Here is a 17,427-nt window from a genome sequence, read left to right on the forward strand (position 1 = left end):
GGGGGGGGGTGGGTCGCGCGGGGGGGGGGGGGGGGGCGGCGGGGGGGGGCCCTCCCCGGGGGCCCCCCCCCCGGGCACCCCCGGGCCTGTGCCCACCCACCACCCGTCTCGGTCGGGTGAGGGGTGGGCGTTTGGCGTCTTTGGGCCTGCATGGTCTTCACCTGATCCTTGCAACGGCATGACCCAAGGTAATGCGAACACGTGTTCCTGTAGTCGCTGGTCGGGGTGGTGGTTGCGGGATGGGCGGGTGTGTGTGCGGGTGTCGTACGTATGGTCCTTCGCAGGGTTCGGGACGGCACGGTGTCCTGGTCGCGTTCGTGAAGGGGGCGAGATGTCGCAGGTGGGTGCGAATGAACGGGCCGGGCATGCCCGGTACACCTTCCGGTTGCGGGTGTCGTCCACGGCCCGCGCGTCCCTGGCGGCGGAGTGGGGCCGGTGTCGCTGGCTCTGGAACGAGTGCGTCGCCAGGTCGAGGGCGGTGCATCTGCACAATAGGGCGACCGGTGAGAAGGCCGCGTGCGGCCCGGCTCAGCTGGACAGGATGCTGACCGGGGCCCGCGCCCGTACGCCGTGGCTGCGGGAGGGTTCGTGCGTTCCTCAGCAGCAGATCATCCGCGACTTCGGCCGCTCCCGCGCCAAGGCGCAGCAGGACATCGCAGCGGGCCTGCCGGTGGTGCGCCGGGCCGGGATGCCGACATGGAAGACCAGGCGTGAGGCACTGCTGACGCTCAACTACACCCGGCGTGGGTTTCGGCTGAAGGAGGGTCGGCTGCACCTGGCGGGCGGGATCGTCGTGTCGGTGGTGTGGTCGCGGGAGTTGCCGGCCGAGCCGTCCTCGGTACGCGTGTACCAGGACAGCCTCGGGCACTGGTACTGCTCCTTTGTCGTCCCCGCCCAGGTCCAGCCCCTGCCCAGGACGGGCCGGGTCCTTGGTGTCGACTGGGGTGTGAGGCAGACGGCGACCACGACGTCCGACGCGCACGACCTGCCGCATGCCGGGCACGGCGGGAGGGCGCGGGTGAGGCTGGGCCGGTACGACCGGATGATGGCCCGCCGCAGGCCGAAGAAGGGGACGTCCGGGTCGAGGGGCTATCGCGCGGCGAAGAGGCTGCGGGCGAAGGCGCACAAGAAGGTCGCCAGGCAGCGGCGGGACACCGGTCGCAAGTGGGCCAAGAAGGCCGTTCGCGACCATGATGCTGTCGCCGTCGAGGATTTCCGTCCGAAGTTCCTGGCCAAGTCCACGATGGCCCGCAAGGCCGCGGACGCCGCCATCGGCGCCACCAAGGCCGCTCTGATCGAGATGGGCCGCAAACACGGGCGGGACATCCGCCTGGTCCACCCCGCGTACACCACGATGGACTGCGCGCAGTGCGGAGCGAGAGCCAAGCACGCACTGCCGCTGGGTGAGCGCACCTACACCTGCACCGCCTGCGGAACCGCGTCCCCACGGGACAAGAACTCCGCACGCGTCATGCTCGTCCGGGCTGGTCTCAACCCGGCTGGTGTCGATGGCACAAGACCTCCTGGAGCGCCGCTCCAGGAGGCAGCCTGAGCCAGGAATCCCCTGCTTCCAGGGAGGGGAGGATTCAAGTTGTCGCCGAAGGTCCAGTGGTCCAGTGGTTCTTCGAGCTGTCCAAGTTGAGGGACCACGTCATCAGGCCCTTGAGGGCGCCGTTGTAGTGGTTCCAGGTCTGGGCCATCAGGGAGGGTGCCATATTGGCCGCCGCTCGTGCCGGGGCGTGCGGGCAGGCTCGGGACCTGCTTGGTAGTACTGCATGTTCAGCCACTATGGGCGGCCGGGGGATCATGCGGGCCTCCCGGTGGGTGCGGTGAGGTGGGTTGCGCAGGCGTGACGCCGTCGGGGTGACGCCCGAGGTGCGGGAACGCGGAGTTGTGCGGAAGGTGATGTTCCCAGGGTTTCCCACCGCACGGACAGGGCGAGGACGAACAGTCATGGCTGAGCAGAAGTCGGCGCAGACACTCCCGCGGCCGTTGCACGCGGCCGCTTCCACGGTACGGAAGGTGCCGGGCGCCACGACGGTCGGTAAAGCCGCCGAGGGCGCGCTGGAACGGATCGGCGCGGTGTCGCCGCGCGGGCGGCGCGTGATCGTGTACACGGGTGCGGGGGTGCTGGGCGTCGCCGGACTGGTGGAGTGGCCGGTGGCGCTCACCGGAGCGGCGGTGGCCTGGCTGACGCAGTCACGGCGGCGGCGGAACGGGAACGGGGCCGCCGCGCGGGGCACCGGTGGTACCGAGGCCGCCAAGAAGAGCGCCGCCGCCAGGAAGAGCACCGCCAAGACCGCGGCGGCGAAGTCGACCGCCTCGAAGTCGGCCGCCTCGAAGTCGGCCGCGGCGAAGAAGGCCGCGGCGAAGAAGACCACCGCCACGAAGTCCACCGCCAAGTCGCCCGCCACGAAGGCCGCCGCCACGAAGTCCGCCGCGGCGAAGAAGGCGACCGCGAAGAAGGCGACGGCGAAGAAGGCGACGGCGAAGCAGGCGACCGCCAAGAAGGCGACCGCCAAGAAGGCGACCGCCAAGAAGGCGACGGCGAAGAAGACCGCCGCCAAGAAGACCGCCGCCAGGAAAGCCCCCGCGAAGAAGACCGCGTCACCCGCACGGAGCAGGAGCCGCTCGGGAAAGAAGGCGGCGTCCAGCCGTCCCTCCGCCTCGGGCTCGGCGGGCAGCCGTAAGACGGCCGCCGCCTCGCGCACGCGCAAGACGGGCTGAGCCACGGCCATGGTCGGCGCGCTGCTGACGCGGTCCCAGGACGCCGTCACCGGACTCGTACTGGCCGGCCCCAGGCTGCTCGCGCGCGGCACCGCACCCGCCGTGGGCGCCGCGGCCGGGGCGGTCGCGGGCACCGCGCGGGCCGGTGTGCGGGGCGCCGACTTCGCCGCACGCGCGGCACGGGTCGCCCGGTCCGCGCTGCCCGGCTCCACCCGGGAGTGGCGGGCCGGGCCCCGGGCCCACCTCGCGCTCCGCCCGGCGGCGGCCGACGAGGTGCGCCTGGCGGGCGGCACGGAACGCGTCGCGCGACGGGTGGCCGCGGCGGTGGCCGAACACCCGGACGTGCTGGTCGCCTACTGGGACACCGGCCTCGCCAGGCTGGTGGTGACCGCGACCGAGGAGGAGCTGACCGACTCCGTCGTGGACCACGCCACCGAACTCGCCGAGCGGCACGGACTCACCCGGACGGACCGACGGGACCGGCAGGACGTCGGCGACCAGGTGGACGAACTGGCCCACCCCGGCGACCCGGCCTCGGTCCGCGTCGCCGCGACCGCCCTCGGCGCCGACGTCCTCGGCATCGCCGCCGCCGTGACCGGCGCGCGCCTGCGGCTGCCGCCCTCGCCCCGCCTGATCACCGCCGTGGCGACACTGCTGCGCGAGAACCCGGCCTTCCGCGCCTGGCTGCGCGACCGGATGGGCGACCACCGCATGGACGTGGCGCTGGCCGCCGCCAACGCCGCCGTGCACGGCGCCGGGCAGAGCCCCACCTCGCTGGTGCTCGACGGGGCGCTGCGCGCCTGCCAGTTGACGGAGGCGGTGGCACGGACGGCGGCCTTCGAGGTGGTGCACGACCAGCTCTGCGCCCCCGGCCGCGGCAGCCTGCCCGCCGACCTCACGCTGCGCCCGGCGCCGCGCAGCTCCCCGGCCCAGGACTACGCCGCCCACGCCTCGGCCGGCAGCGTGGCGGGCGCCGCGGCGACGCTGCTGGTCAAGCACGACGTGGCCGAGGCGGCCGAGGCCGTGCTGGCCGGCTCGCCCAAGGCCGCGCGGTACGGTCCCGCCGCCTTCCACGCCGTACTGAGCGCCGCCCTGTCCCGTACCGGTGTGCTGGTGCGCGACCCCGGACGGCTGCGGCAGCTGGAGATGGCCCGCACGGTCGTGCTGCACCCGAGCGCGCTGCGGCTGCCGGACGACGGCGCCGACCCGTGGACCGAGGACGTGCTGGACGCGGCCCGGCGCGCCGGCCTGCGCGTGGTGATGGTCCAGGACCCGGCGCTGGCCGACTTCACCGGCCTCGCGGACCAGGTCGTCGACGCGCGGCGCCCGCTCGCGGACGTCGTGGCCGAACTGCGCCCCGAGGGCGGCGTCGTCACGGTCGTACGGCCCCGGCCCGACGACGACGAATCGGTGCTGGCCGGGCTGCTCGGCGGGGACGTGGCCGTCGCCCTGGCCGACGCGGACTCCCCGGTGGCGTGGGGCGCGGACGTGATCGCTCCGCAGGGGCTCGCCGACGTGTGGCGGCTGCTGCGGGCGGTGCCCGCGGCCCGTGCCATCGGGCGGCGCTCGCAGACACTGGCCCGGTCGGGTGCCGCGCTGTCCGGGCTGCTGGTGGCGGTCGGCGAGGCGCGCGGCCGGCGCGGCGGCAGGCGGAGTTTCATCGCGCTGTCCGGGCTGCGGCACGCGCCGGTCGACGCGAGCGCGGCGGTGGCCCTGCTGTCCGGGACGCGCGCCGCGCTCGGCGTGGCGATGGCCCGCGCCCCGCATCCCCGGGCGCGGGTGGCGTGGCACGCGCTGGCCCCGGACGCCGTACGGGACCGCCTGGAGCGGGAGATCGAGCCCGAGCCGACCGTCGTCGAGCAGGCCGCGGCCCGGCTGCGCGCGGTCGCCGACCGGGCGGGCCGGGTACCGGTGCTGGCCCCGGCGTTCTGGTCGTGGGAGCTGGCCCGGGCGGTCCGCGGGGAGCTGGACGATCCGCTCACCCCGGTGCTCGCGGTCGGCTCGGCGGCCTCCGCGATCCTCGGGTCGGTCGTGGACGCCCTGCTGGTGGTCGGGGCGCTCGACCTGAACGCGCTGGTCGGCGGCTTCCAGCGGCTGCGCGCCGAACGGGCGCTGTCCGGGCTGCTGGCCGAGCAGACGCAGAAGGCCCGGGTCACCGAGGAGCCCGAACGGGAGGGCGAGCCGCGCATCATGGACGCGGCCCGGCTGCACCCGGGGTACGTGATCGAACTGAAGACGGACGACGTCGTCCCGGCCGACGCCCGGCTGCTGTGGGAGGACGGTCTGGAGGTGGACGAGTCCGCGCTGACCGGTGAGTCGCTGCCGGTGGACAAGAGCGTGGACCCGGCGCCCAAGGCCCCGGTGGCCGAGCGGTACTGCATGGTCTTCGAGGGCACGACCGTGGTGGCCGGCCGCGCCCGGGCCGTCGTCGTCGACATCGGCGACCACACCGAGGCGGCGCGGGCGGTGGCGCTCGCCGCCCGGACGCCCGCGGCGGCCGGGGTGCAGGCCAGGCTCCAGGAACTGACCCGCAAGGCGCTGCCGCTCACCCTGGCGGGCGGGGCCGCGGTCACCGGTCTGTCGCTGCTGCGCGGGGCGCCGGTCCGGCGGGCCGTCGCCGGCGGGGTGTCGGTCGCGGTGGCCGCCGTGCCCGAGGGGCTGCCCCTGGTGGCGACGGTGGCACAGCTCGCGGCGGCCCGGCGGCTGAGCCGTCGCGGGGTCCTCGTGCGCACCCCGCGCACGCTGGAGGCGCTGGGCCGGATGGACACCATCTGCTTCGACAAGACCGGCACGCTCACCGAGAACAGACTGCGGCTGACACGCGTCGCGGGCGCCGACGGCACGGTCCGCAAGGTGGGCGACCCGGAAGCGGCCGACGCCGTACGGACCGCCGCGCGCGCCGTCCCCCGGCTGAACGGCGACGGGGCCCGGCCCACCCACGCCACCGACGAGGCGGTCCTGGACGCGGCCGGCGACGACCCGGGGTGGACGCAGGTGGAGGGCCTGCCCTTCGAGACCTCGCGCGGTTACGCCGCCGCCGTCGGACGGGACCGCGCCGGCGGGCCCGCGACGCTGGTGGTCAAGGGCGCCCCGGAGACGGTGCTGCCTGCCTGCGCCGACCTGCCGTCGCGCACCCTGGAGGTGGCGCAGGCCCTGGCCGGCGACGGACTGCGCATCATCGCGGTGGCCGCCCGCCCCCTGCGCCGGGGTGAGAAGGCCGCCGACGTCCTCGAACAGCAGCCGGCGAAGCTGGAGTTCACGGGGCTGCTGGCGCTGGCCGACGTACCCCGCGAGACGTCCCCGGCGCTGGTGCGCGGGCTGCGCGAGGCGGGCGTACGGCCCGTGGTGCTGACCGGCGACCACCCGCAGACCGCCCACGCCATCGCCGTCGACCTGGGCTGGCCCGAGGACGCGGTCGTGGTCACCGGCGACGAACTCGCCGCCGCCGACCGTACGGCGCGCTCCCGGATGCTGCGCGACGCGGACGTCGTGGCCCGGGTGGCGCCGGAGCAGAAGCTCCAGGTCGTCGAGTCGCTGCGGGACGCCGGGCGGGTCGTCGGCATGGTCGGCGACGGTGCCAACGACGCCGCCGCCATCCGCGCCGCCGACATCGGCGTCGGCATCAGCGCCCGCGGCTCGGCCGCCGCCCGCAACGCCGCCGACCTGGTGGTGACGGGGGACGACCTGCTGGTGCTGGTGGAGGCGGTCCGGGAGGGCCGGGCGCTGTGGCACAGCGTCGCCGACGCCATCGCCATCCTGATCGGCGGCAACGCGGGCGAGGTCGGCTTCGGCATCCTCGGCACGGTGCTGAGCGGTTCCGCGCCGCTGTCGACCCGTCAGATGCTGCTGGTGAACCTCTTCACCGACCTGTTCCCGGCGATGGCGGTCGCGGTGACGCGCACGGGGGATCCCGAGCAGGAGGCCGCCGACGCGGGCGCGCCGCTGGGCACCGCGGTGCTGGGCGAGCCCTTGTTGCGGCAGATCCGGCACCGGGCCCTGACCACGGTGCTCGGGGCGACCGCGGCCTGGCTGTTCGGCCGCTTCACGCCGGGCACGGACCGTCGTTCGACGACGATGGCCCTGTGCGCCGTGGTCGGCACCCAGCTCGCCCAGACCCTCGCCGACCGCCGCGACAGCCGTCTGGTCCAGGTCACGTCCCTGGGCTCGGCCGCCGCCCTGGTCGCCCTCGTCCAGACCCCGGGCGTGAGCCGCCTCTTCGGCTGCACCCCGCTGGGCCCGGTCGCGTGGACGGGCGTGGCCGCGGCGATCGTCCTGGCCCTGGCGGGCCAGCGAGCGCTGCCGGAGGTGGAGGAGGCGGTCCTGAAGTACTGGCCGATGGTGGCGGAACGGCTGCCGAATCCGCTGCGCTGAGGCGGGACGCGCAGCTCGCCCCTCTCCGCTTTCAGCCGTCCGCCGGTTCGGCGGCCCGGAGCCGGAAGGTCAGGTAGGTGGCGTCGTCGTCGGCCTCCGCCCCGTCGGCGTCGGTGACCGACACCGGGACCAGCCCGGCCGCCGCGGCGAGCTTCTCGAAGTCGGACCTGCGGTACCAGTGCAGCGGCCAGGTGCGCTCCACGGCCGTGCTCTCCCCGTCCCGGTGGCGCTCGTAACGTAGTACGGCGGTCTGGGTGCGGACGGCCTCTTCCCGTTGCTCGGAGACCATCGAGAAGCGCAGCTCGGCGCCGTCGGCGGCGGTGGCGGTGCGGACCACGCCGATCTGCTCCGCGCGCGTGGGGGAGGGGACGTGGAGGGGGATCAGGGCCGTGCCGCCCTCGGCGAGGTGCTCCCGGACGCGGCGCAGGGCGGCCTCTGCGGTGGCGTCGTCCGGCAGCAGGTTGAAGGTCGGCCCGGCCAGGAAGACCGCCCGGAACCGGCGTTCCAGGTCGAGTTCCTCCATCCGCTGGTGGTGCACGGTGACGGTGACGCCCTCCCGGGCGGCCCGCGCGCGGCAGCGCTCCAGCATGTCCGCGGAGGAGTCAACGCCCTCGACGTCCAGGCCCTGCCGGCGCAGCGCGAGCAGCGGGTCGCCGTCTCCGCAGCCCAGCTCCAGCGCCGGTCCGCCGGCCTCACGCACGAAGGCCGCGTACGGCTCGGGCTCCGGGGAGAAGGACTTCAGCGGGGCGTAGGACTCCGCCACGATGCCGGTGTAGAAGTCGGCCGCGTCCATGTACCCCGCCCCTTTCGGCCGGAGTCCCGGCCGGTCGCCCTGTCTCTGACACCACGGTGTCGCAGGGTAGTTGCGGGGTTATGCGGTGGCCAGGCAATTACGGGGCGCGGGCGTGCGACGCGCTGCCTCCGGACGGAACGTCACGCCCCCGCCCGCGCCGCCTCCCGTACCTCCGTCGACTCCAGGTGCTCGGCGGTTCGTTCCGCCGTGCGACGGGCCCAGCGGCCGGTGGTGGCGGCGCCCAGGACGAGGACCGCGAGGCCGCAGGTGGCCAGGATCCACCAGCCGGGGCGGGACGCCGAGACGAAGGTGTCCCGGTACGACGAGGCGCCCACGCCCGCCGCCAGCACCGCGCCGACCACGGCCACGCCGAGCGTCTGGCCCAGCTGGCGGCTGGTGGAGGCGACGGCCGCGGCCACCCCGGCCTGGGCGCGGGGCATGCCGGAGACGGCCGTGTTGGTGATGGGCGCGTTGACGAAGCCGAAGCCGACGCCGAACAGGACGTAGCCGATGAACAGGGTGACGTCGGAGGTCTCGGCCTCGAAGGCGGCGAACAGCGCCCCGCTCACGGTCAGCGCGCCGCCCGCGATCAGCAGCGGCAGCCGCGGACCCCGGCTGCCGACCAGCCGCCCGGACAGCGGGGCGCACAGGAAGGTCGGGACGGCCATCGGCAGCATCCACAACCCGGCCTCCAGGGCGCTCAGTCCGCGCACGTTCTGGAGGTACAGCGTGGACAGGAACAGGAAACCGCCCAGCGCCGCGAACGCGCTGATCGCTATGACGGTGGCCCCGCTGAACGGCGCCGACCGGAAGAAACGCAGGTCGATGAGGGGTTCGGCGCGCCGGGGCTCGTGCAGGAGCAGGCCGGCCAGCGCGGCCAGCGCGAGCGCGGCGAAGGGCAGCACCGCCGCGAGCCCGGCGTTCGGCGCCTCGATGATCGCGTATGTCAGGGAGCCGAACAGCACGATCACCATCAGCTGGCCCAGCGGGTCGGGCCGGCGGGCCTTCGGCGCCCGGGACTCGGGGACGTAGCGCAGGGTGAGCAGCAGGGCGGCGAGGCCCACCGGCAGGTTGACCCAGAAGATCGAGCGCCAGCCGACCGACTCCACCAGTACGCCGCCCACCAGTGGCCCCGCCGCCATAGAGATGCCGACCACCGCGCCCCACACCCCGATCGCGCGGGCCCGCTCGCGCGGGTCGGTGAAGGTGTTGGTGATGATCGACATGGCGACCGGGTTGAGCATCGAACCGCCCACCGCCTGAATCATCCGGAAGACGACCAGCGAGGACAGGTCGGGCGCCAGCGAGCACAGCAGCGAGCCCAGTGTGAAGACCACCAGGCCGGTCATGAAGACTCGCTTGCGGCCGATCCGGTCGGCCGTGGAGCCGGCCAGCATCAGCAGCGCGGCCAGCACCAGCGTGTACGCGTCGACCGCCCACTGGAGCCCCGACGTGCTCGCGCCGAAATCGCGCTGCATGGAGGGCAGGGCCACGTTGAGGATCGTGTTGTCGATGCTCACGATCAGCAGACTCATGCAGCAGATGGCCAGGACGAGCATGCGTCGGCGGTGGGTGAGCTGCGGCATGGGCGCCATCGTACGCCCATTTCGATAGTGCGGCTAACTAATGACCAATACATGATCTTCGGCCCCGCGGCCCGGCGAGCACTGCCCCGCGTACGTGACAATGGAGGAATGTCCACGCTCACCACGCCCGCCCCCGGCACCACCGCCGCACCCCTGCGGATCGGCCCGCACACCGTCGCGCCCCCCGTCGTGCTGGCCCCGATGGCCGGGATCACCAACGCGCCGTTCCGCACCCTGTGCAGGGAGTTCAGCGGGGGCAAGGGCCTGTTCGTGAGCGAGATGATCACGACCCGGGCGCTGGTCGAGCGCAACGAGAAGACCATGCAGCTGATCCACTTCGACGCGACCGAGACACCGCGCTCGATCCAGCTGTACGGCGTCGACCCGGTGACCGTCGGCAAGGCCGTCCGCATGATCGCGGAGGAGGGCCTCGCCGACCACATCGACCTGAACTTCGGCTGCCCCGTGCCCAAGGTGACCCGCAAGGGCGGCGGCTCGGCCCTCCCGTACAAGCGGAACCTGCTGCGCGCCATCGTCCGCGAGGCCGTCACCGGCGCCGGTGACCTGCCCGTCACCATGAAGATGCGCAAGGGCATCGACGACGACCACCTCACCTTCCTCGACGCCGGCCGGATCGCCGTCGAGGAGGGCGTGACCGCCATCGCCCTGCACGGCCGCACCACCGCCCAGCACTACGGCGGCACCGCCGACTGGGACGCCATCGCCCGCCTCAAGGAGCACGTCCCGGAGATCCCGGTGCTCGGCAACGGCGACATCTGGTCCGCCGAGGACGCGCTGCGCATGGTCCGCGAGACCGGCTGCGACGGCGTGGTCGTCGGGCGCGGCTGCCTGGGGCGGCCGTGGCTCTTCGCCGACCTGGTCGCCGCCTTCGAGGGCCGCACCGACGCCTTCGCCCGGCCCACCCTGCGCGAGGTCGCCGACGTGATGGTCCGGCACGCCACGCTGCTGGGGGAGTGGATCGAAAATGGAGGGACGGCCCGGAGGGCCACCGTTGAGGGTGGTGGTGGGCGACGGGCGGGAGAGGCGCGCGGCGTCATCGACTTCCGCAAGCACGTCGCCTGGTACCTCAAGGGCTTCGCGGTCGGCTCCGAGATGCGCAAGCGTCTCGCGATCACCTCATCCCTGGAGGCGCTGCGCGCGGGCCTCGACGAACTCGACCTGGACCAGCCCTGGCCCACCGGCGCCGACGGCCCGCGCGGCCGCACCTCCGGCAACAACCGGGTGGTCCTGCCGGACGGCTGGCTGAAGGACCCGTACGACTGCGCGGGCGTCGGCGCGGACGCGGAGCTGGACACCTCCGGCGGCTGATCAGCCCGTGGTGGGGTGCGGGGTGGAGCCGTACGCGGTCAGGAAGCGGTCGCGGAAGGAACTCATCCGCCACACCGGCGCGTCCTCGGCGGGCTTCAGCCCCTCCGTCCAGTTCCAGTCGTCGATCGCGTCGAGCACCTTCGGGTCCTTGGCCACGACCGACACCGGGACGTCCCGGCTCGCCTTGTCCCCGCTGACCCGGGTGAGCGGCTGGTGGTCGCCGAGGAAGACGAGGACCGTGTCGTCGGTGCCGTAGCGCTCCAGCCACTGGGTGAGGCTGGTCACCGAGTACTCGATCGACTTGCCGTACTCCTCCTTGGAGCGGGTGGAGTCGGCGATGATGTCCGACGCCTCCACCCCCGACGCCTCGATGCCGTCGTACACCGACCCGTCGCCGACCTCGTCCCAGCCGACCATCCTCGGCAGCGGCGCCCAGGGCTGGTGGCTGGAGGTCAGGATGATCTCCGCCATCAGCGGCTTGTCCCGCTCCCTGCCGTGCTCCAGGCGCTGGAACGCCTCCAGCGCGTACTGGTCCGGCATGGTGGACCAGCTGAACTTCGGCCCCCGGTAGCCCACGTCGAACGCGTCGTAGACCTTGTCGAGGCCGTACCACTCCGACTCCGGCCACGCCTTCTGCACCCCCGGCATCACGCCGACCGTGTCCCAGTCGCCGGTCTTCTGGAACGCCTTGGTGAGGGTGAGGTGGTCGCCGGCGGTGACGGTGCGGTACCGCTGCTGGTTGTCCACCCACAGCCCCGACAGGAACGTGGAGTGGCCGAGCCAGCTGCTGCCGCCGAACGTCGCCGACGTCAGCCAGCCGCTCTTCGCCCGGAAGCCCTTCTCGGCGAGCGCCTTCGTGCCCGCGTCCAGGGTCCGGCCGACGCCGGGCGCCGTCACCGGGTCCTCGATGGCGCTGCGGCCGTAGCTCTCGATGAACGTGAAGATCATGTCCTTGCCGCGCAGGTCGGGCACCAGCTGCGCGCCGGGCGTGGCGCCGAACCGGTCCGCCTTCGCCTCCTTCGCGAACGCCGCCTCGTCGCGCAGCGTGTCCACCACCCGGTGGGCCTGCGCCTCCAGCACCCCGGAGGCGCTCCGGGTGGCGACCGGCACGCCGAAGGTCTGCACGCCCAGCGCCACGCAGGTCATCCACACGGTGGCCGCCATCAGCGCGCCCCTGGCCGCCCGCTCCCGGTGCGCGGCGAGCAGTTCCCCGAGCCGGACCGCCGCCAGGGCCATCACCACCAGCACCAGCACCACGAGCAGCACCGCGCCCACGGCCGCCCAGGCCGCCGCCGCCCCGCCCATCGAGTCCGCCACGTACGACTGGGCGTCGTCCAGCAGACCCCAGTCGAGGACGACGTTGAAGCCCCGCCCCAGGTACTCGGTGAAGCCCATGTCGAGCAGGTTCAGCACGGTCAGCACGCCCAGGCCGACACCGAAGAGCGCCGCCGCCACCCGGCGCGCGGCACGCGGCAGGCAGAGCAGCAGCACCGCCGCGATGACCGCCTCCGCCGGAATCCGCGCGAACCGGTTGGGCTCCAGCGCGACGAAGGTGTTCGGCAGCAGCAGCGCCCCGAGCACCAGCACGGCGGCGAGGACGGTCGTCGTCCGGCGCAGGACGAGGGCGGCACGGGGGTGCCGGGTGCGCCAGGCCCGCCAGTGGGCGCGGCGGGACGCGGCGGGCTGGGGCTCGGCGGCGGGGTCGGGCTCCGTCTCGGTTTCGGTTTCGGTTTCGGTTTCGGCGGCAGGGTCGCGCTCGATGGCCTCCCCGGGGTCGTCGGGCTCGACCACATCGGGCTCGTGCGGTTCGTCGGGTTCGTCCGGCGTGCTCGGCTCGTCCGGTGCGCCCGCCTCGTCGGTCTCGCCGGACCCACCGGGTTCGTGCGGCTCCCCGGCCGGGGTCGGTGGCTGGCGAAAGCGCGTGAAGACAGGCACCCGGAGGTCCTTCCGTACGAATCCCGGTGGACGGCGGGCCCGGCGAGGGGGCCGGACCCGCCGCAGTGACGTACGTCCCTGGCGGGTGGTCCGTTCACCCGTCCGCATGGTGAAAACCCGCGGCCTGTGGCAGCGTGATTCTCGCCACCTCTGATAGCAGAGGCGCTCAGATGAGCGGATCTTGAGCGACTCCACTTCTCCAAGGTGTGGCACTCAGTGCCACACCTTGATCGTTCATCGATCGAACTCAAACGTAGCGAATGCCGCTCACATGAGCGCTCAACGGGATGTCTGGGAGTTCATTCGTTCAAGAAGTGAAAACATACTCGGTCGGTCGCTTGCCAAGCCTTGACTTTCGATCCGCTGGCGGACGGGTGGTTACAGGCGCATGACGCACAAGTGGACGTACCCAGGGGCCTTTGATCTGGGTAGATTCCTCGCCGTCAGGGCAGCCACCGCGTCTTCGAGGAGTCGAGACCCGTGTCGGAAAACAAAGATCCCCAGGTAACGAACGCGGCGAAGTTCGTTTACGACTTCACCGAGGGCAACAAGGACCTCAAGGACCTCCTCGGTGGCAAGGGCGCGAACCTCGCCGAGATGACCAACCTGGGCCTTCCGGTCCCTCCCGGCTTCACGATCACCACCGAGGCGTGCAAGACCTACCTCGACAGCGGCGAGGAACCGGCGGCACTGCGTGACGAGGTGAGTGCGCACCTCGACGCCCTCGAAGCGAAGATGGGCAAGAAGCTCGGCCAGGCCGACGACCCGCTCCTCGTGTCGGTCCGCTCCGGAGCCAAGTTCTCCATGCCCGGCATGATGGACACGGTCCTCAACATCGGCCTCTCCGACAAGTCGGTGCAGGGCCTGGCCCAGCAGGCCGGCGACGACCGGTTCGCCTGGGACTCCTACCGCCGCCTGATCCAGATGTTCGGCAAGACCGTCCTCGGCGTCGACGGCGACCTCTTCGAGGAGGCGCTGGAGGCGGCGAAGGCGGCCAAGAAGGTCGCGGTCGACACCGAGCTGGAGGCCGCCGACCTCAAGAAGCTCGTCACCAAGTTCAAGAAGATCGTCAAGGCCGAGGCGGGCCGGGACTTCCCGCAGGACCCGCGCGAGCAGATGGACCTCGCCATCAAGGCCGTCTTCGACTCCTGGAACGGCGAGCGCGCCAAGCTCTACCGCCGCCAGGAGCGCATCCCGCACGACCTGGGCACCGCCGTCAACGTCTGCTCCATGGTCTTCGGCAACCTCGGCCCCACTGCGACATCCAGAGGCGGCGGCACCGGCGTCGCCTTCACCCGCGACCCCGCCTCCGGCCACCAGGGCGTCTACGGCGACTACCTGGAGAACGCCCAGGGCGAGGACGTCGTCGCGGGCATCCGCAACACCGTCGCCCTCGCCGAGCTGGAGTCGATCGACAAGAAGTCGTACGACCAGCTGATGCGGATCATGGAGACGCTGGAGAACCACTACCTGGACCTCTGCGACATCGAGTTCACCATCGAGCGCGGCCAGCTGTGGATGCTCCAGACCCGCGTAGGCAAGCGCACCGCGGGCGCGGCCTTCCGCATCGCCACCCAGCTCGTGGACCAGGGCCTCATCGACGAGGCGGAGGCCCTTCAGCGCGTCAACGGCGCCCAGCTGGCCCAGCTGATGTTCCCCCGCTTCGACGACGAGGCGAAGGTCGAGAAGGTCGGCCGGGGCATCGCGGCCTCGCCGGGCGCGGCGGTCGGCAAGGCGGTCTTCGACTCGTACACCGCCGTCAAGTGGTCCCGGTCCGGCGAGAAGGTCATCCTGGTGCGCCGCGAGACCAACCCCGACGACCTGGACGGCATGATCGCCGCCGAGGGCATCCTGACCTCGCGCGGCGGCAAGACCTCCCACGCGGCCGTGGTCGCGCGCGGCATGGGCAAGACCTGTGTCTGCGGCGCCGAGGAGCTGGAGGTCGACACCAAGCGCCGCCGGATGACCGTGCCCGGCGGGCACGTCGTCGAGGAGGGCGACGTCATCTCCATCGACGGCTCCTCCGGCAAGGTCTACCTGGGCGAGGTCCCGGTCGTGCCGTCCCCGGTCGTGGAGTACTTCGAGGGCCGCATGCACGCGGGCGCCGAGGACGCCGACGAGCTGGTCGAGGCCGTGCACCGGATCATGGCCTTCGCCGACCGCAAGCGCCGGCTGCGGGTGCGCGCCAACGCCGACAACGCCGAGGACGCACTGCGCGCCCGCCGCTTCGGCGCCCAGGGCATCGGCCTGTGCCGCACCGAGCACATGTTCCTCGGCGACCGGCGCGAGCTGGTGGAGCGGCTGATCCTGGCCGACACCGAGGCTGTACGCGAGGAGTCCCTGAAGGAGCTGCTGCCGCTCCAGAAGCAGGACTTCGTCCAGCTCTTCGAGTCGATGGACGGACTCCCGGTCACCGTCCGCCTCCTGGACCCGCCGCTGCACGAGTTCCTGCCCGACATCACCGAGCTGTCGGTCCGCGTGGCGCTCGCCGAGTCCCGGCAGGAGCCGCACGAGAACGAGCTGCGCCTGCTCCAGGCCGTGCACCGCCTGCACGAGCAGAACCCGATGCTGGGTCTGCGCGGCGTCCGCCTGGGCCTGGTCATCCCCGGCCTGTTCACCATGCAGGTCCGGGCGATCGCCGAGGCCGCGGCCGAGCGCAAGGCGGCCAAGGGCGACCCGCGCGCCGAGATCATGATCCCGCTGGTCGGCACCGTCCAGGAGCTGGAGATCGTCCGCGACGAGGCAGACCAGGTCATCGCCGAGGTCGAGGCGGCCACCGGCGCGAAGCTGAAGCTGTCCATCGGCACGATGATCGAGCTGCCGCGCGCCGCGCTGACCGCCGGTCAGATCGCCGAGGCCGCCCAGTTCTTCTCCTTCGGCACCAACGACCTGACCCAGACCGTGTGGGGCTTCAGCCGCGACGACGTGGAGGCCAGCTTCTTCACGGCCTACCTGGAGAAGGGCATCTTCGGCGTCTCCCCGTTCGAGACCATCGACAAGGACGGCGTCGGCTCCCTGGTCGCCGCCGCCGCGAAGGCCGGCCGCGCCACCCGCCCCGACCTGAAGCTCGGCGTCTGCGGCGAACACGGCGGCGACCCGGAGTCGGTCCACTTCTTCCACGAGGTGGGTCTGGACTACGTCTCCTGCTCCCCGTTCCGGATCCCGGTCGCCCGCCTGGAGGCCGGCCGCGCGGCATCGCGCTCGAGGGGCAGCGACCACCGTTAGACCCGGGCGGAGCGAAGACCCCGGAGCCGCCGTCTGTCACCCGACCACCCTCACCGATCGGCGGCGGCTCCGGTCCACGCGAGGAGGCGGCACCCTGTGCGGAGGGTGCCGCCTCTCCGCGTTCACCCGCTGTTTGTGACGAGTTCCATGGTGTGAATCCCTGTGAGTTGAGCAGCAGCAAGCTGTCAGTGAAGTTTGAGAGCCCTGGCAGCGGACAGCGGCCCACACCGGAACGGTGGTTGGATGACCTCGACGGATCACAGGGAACCGGCCGGCACGACCGCCACGCGAGGCGGCGAGGGGGCGACCGCCTCCGGAGTACCGGGTCCCCGGACCGCCGCCGAGGCGAGAGTGCCCGAGGCCGGTCCCCCCGTCCGCAGGGACCGGCTCGCGGCACTGGACGGACTGCGGTTCCTGGCCGCCCTGGCCGTGGTCATCTTCCACTTCGTCGGCCAGGCTCCCTCCACGATGCAGACCATCTGGGGCCGTCCCGTCGAGGACGTGTTCCCGGTGGCGCACGGCTACTTCGCCTTCGGCCGGCTCGGGGTCGAGCTGTTCTTCCTGATCAGCGGCTTCGTCATCTGCATGAGCGCGTGGGGCCGCACCCCGCGTGACTTCTTCATCTCGCGGGTCACCCGGCTGTACCCGATGTACTGGGCGGCCGTCGCGATCACCGCGTGCGTGATCTTCTTCGCCGACAACCCGTTCGGGCACCCGTCACCGCGCGTGCTGTTCGCCAACCTGACGATGCTCCAGACCCCGCTCGGGGTGGAGCACCTCGACTCGGTCTACTGGACGCTCTGGCCGGAGATGTGCTTCTACCTCACCTTCGCGGTCGTGGTGTGGAAGGGCCTGACCTACCAGCGCGTGGTGATCTACTGCGGCCTGTGGACGGTCGCCGCCGTGCTGGCACCCAGTGCCGACATCCGGTTGCTGACGCTGCTGGTCAACCCGCCCTCCGCGCCGTACTTCATCGCGGGCATGGCCTTCTACCTCATGTACCGCTACCGGCCGACGCCGCTGCTCTGGGGCATCGTCGCCATGTCGTGGCTGGTGGCGCTGCACTACCTGCTGACGCCCGACGGGGGCCGCCTGAACTGGGACTCCTGGTCGCCGTGGCGCGGCTGGCTGGTCCTGGTCATCACGGTCTTCTTCCTGCTGATCGCCGCCGTCGCGCTCGGCTGGACCAGGTGGATCCGCTGGCGCGGGCTGACCGTCGCGGGCACGCTGACCTTCCCGCTCTACCTGCTGCACGACGCCATCGGCGTGAACATTCTGCACCGCTTCGGCGACCGGGCCGACCCGTGGGTCGTGGTCGGGATCACCGTCGCCGTTCTGGTCGCGCTGTCGTACGTCGTGCAGCGGTTCGTGGAGCGCCCGGTGGCCCGGGCCGCGCGGCGCTGGCTGAGCAGCGCCGCCTTCAGCCTGAAGACGCCGGAGCCCCGCCGCTGAACGGGCGGG

At 72.6% G+C, this 17,427-nt stretch carries 10 protein-coding genes; 6 read left to right on the forward strand and 4 right to left on the reverse strand.

What is annotated here, in order from left to right; translation table 11 throughout:
• Positions 1–331 precede the first annotated feature (331 nt).
• Positions 332–1,552 carry an RNA-guided endonuclease InsQ/TnpB family protein gene (locus tag ACFWR9_RS00630; protein ID WP_383833287.1) on the forward strand — a complete coding sequence of 407 codons (1,221 nt, stop codon included), beginning with the start codon at positions 332–334 and terminating at the stop codon, positions 1,550–1,552.
• 34 nt (positions 1,553–1,586) lie between these two features.
• Here ACFWR9_RS00630 and ACFWR9_RS00635 read toward each other — a convergent pair whose 3' ends face one another.
• Positions 1,587–1,715 carry a hypothetical protein gene (locus ACFWR9_RS00635; RefSeq protein WP_383833290.1) on the reverse strand — a complete coding sequence of 43 codons (129 nt, stop codon included), beginning with the start codon at positions 1,713–1,715 and terminating at the stop codon, positions 1,587–1,589.
• A gap of 238 nt (positions 1,716–1,953) precedes the next feature.
• Here ACFWR9_RS00635 and ACFWR9_RS00640 point away from each other — a divergent pair, with 238 nt between their 5' ends.
• Together ACFWR9_RS00640 and ACFWR9_RS00645 are read left to right on the forward strand one after the other, a co-directional pair.
• Entirely contained in the window at positions 1,954–2,727 is a 774-nt protein-coding gene (locus ACFWR9_RS00640) for a histone H1-like repetitive region-containing protein (RefSeq protein WP_383833293.1), read from the forward strand.
• 9 nt (positions 2,728–2,736) lie between these two features.
• Positions 2,737–7,098, forward strand: a complete 4,362-nt coding sequence (locus ACFWR9_RS00645; protein ID WP_383833296.1) for an HAD-IC family P-type ATPase — start codon at positions 2,737–2,739, stop codon at positions 7,096–7,098.
• 31 nt (positions 7,099–7,129) lie between these two features.
• On the opposite strand, the gene ACFWR9_RS00650 is transcribed toward ACFWR9_RS00645, so the two are convergent.
• A complete protein-coding gene (locus ACFWR9_RS00650) occupies positions 7,130–7,891 on the reverse strand; it encodes a class I SAM-dependent methyltransferase (RefSeq protein ID WP_383833299.1) in 762 nt (253 codons plus the stop codon).
• 140 nt (positions 7,892–8,031) lie between these two features.
• Entirely contained in the window at positions 8,032–9,477 is a 1,446-nt protein-coding gene (locus ACFWR9_RS00655; RefSeq protein ID WP_383833302.1) for an MFS transporter, read from the reverse strand.
• 108 nt (positions 9,478–9,585) lie between these two features.
• Between ACFWR9_RS00655 and dusB the strand changes: the two genes are divergently transcribed.
• Positions 9,586–10,806 (forward strand): tRNA dihydrouridine synthase DusB, encoded by a 1,221-nt coding sequence (dusB, locus tag ACFWR9_RS00660; RefSeq protein WP_383833305.1) that lies wholly within the window; start codon positions 9,586–9,588, stop codon positions 10,804–10,806.
• Here the strand turns inward: dusB and ACFWR9_RS00665 are convergent, their stop codons facing one another.
• Complete coding sequence (locus ACFWR9_RS00665; RefSeq protein ID WP_383833308.1) at positions 10,807–12,741, reverse strand: CDP-alcohol phosphatidyltransferase; 1,935 nt, start codon at positions 12,739–12,741, stop codon at positions 10,807–10,809.
• Between the two features lie 480 nt (positions 12,742–13,221).
• On the opposite strand from ACFWR9_RS00665, the gene ppdK reads away from it, so the two are divergent.
• Together ppdK and ACFWR9_RS00675 are read left to right on the forward strand one after the other, a co-directional pair.
• Positions 13,222–15,966 (forward strand): pyruvate, phosphate dikinase, encoded by a 2,745-nt coding sequence (gene ppdK / locus ACFWR9_RS00670; RefSeq protein WP_383833311.1) that lies wholly within the window; start codon positions 13,222–13,224, stop codon positions 15,964–15,966.
• Between the two features lie 243 nt (positions 15,967–16,209).
• Positions 16,210–17,418, forward strand: coding sequence for an acyltransferase family protein (locus tag ACFWR9_RS00675; RefSeq protein ID WP_383833314.1), 1,209 nt, complete (start codon positions 16,210–16,212; stop codon positions 17,416–17,418).
• The last annotated feature ends 9 nt before the right edge of the window (positions 17,419–17,427 follow it).

This window comes from Streptomyces sp. NPDC058534 (assembly GCF_042717365.1).
Taxonomy (GTDB): domain Bacteria; phylum Actinomycetota; class Actinomycetes; order Streptomycetales; family Streptomycetaceae; genus Streptomyces.

What these genes read in the sequence shown, in the direction of transcription:
- ACFWR9_RS00630 (WP_383833287.1), top strand. Translation starts at nt 332, where the DNA reads ATGTCGCAGGTGGGTGCGAATGAACGGGCCGGGCATGCCCGGTACACC.
- ACFWR9_RS00635 (WP_383833290.1), bottom strand. Translation starts at nt 1,715, where the DNA reads ATGGCACCCTCCCTGATGGCCCAGACCTGGAACCACTACAACGGCGCC.
- ACFWR9_RS00640 (WP_383833293.1), top strand. Translation starts at nt 1,954, where the DNA reads ATGGCTGAGCAGAAGTCGGCGCAGACACTCCCGCGGCCGTTGCACGCG.
- ACFWR9_RS00645 (WP_383833296.1), top strand. Translation starts at nt 2,737, where the DNA reads ATGGTCGGCGCGCTGCTGACGCGGTCCCAGGACGCCGTCACCGGACTC.
- ACFWR9_RS00650 (WP_383833299.1), bottom strand. Translation starts at nt 7,891, where the DNA reads ATGGACGCGGCCGACTTCTACACCGGCATCGTGGCGGAGTCCTACGCC.
- ACFWR9_RS00655 (WP_383833302.1), bottom strand. Translation starts at nt 9,477, where the DNA reads ATGCCGCAGCTCACCCACCGCCGACGCATGCTCGTCCTGGCCATCTGC.
- dusB (WP_383833305.1), top strand. Translation starts at nt 9,586, where the DNA reads ATGTCCACGCTCACCACGCCCGCCCCCGGCACCACCGCCGCACCCCTG.
- ACFWR9_RS00675 (WP_383833314.1), top strand. Translation starts at nt 16,210, where the DNA reads ATGACCTCGACGGATCACAGGGAACCGGCCGGCACGACCGCCACGCGA.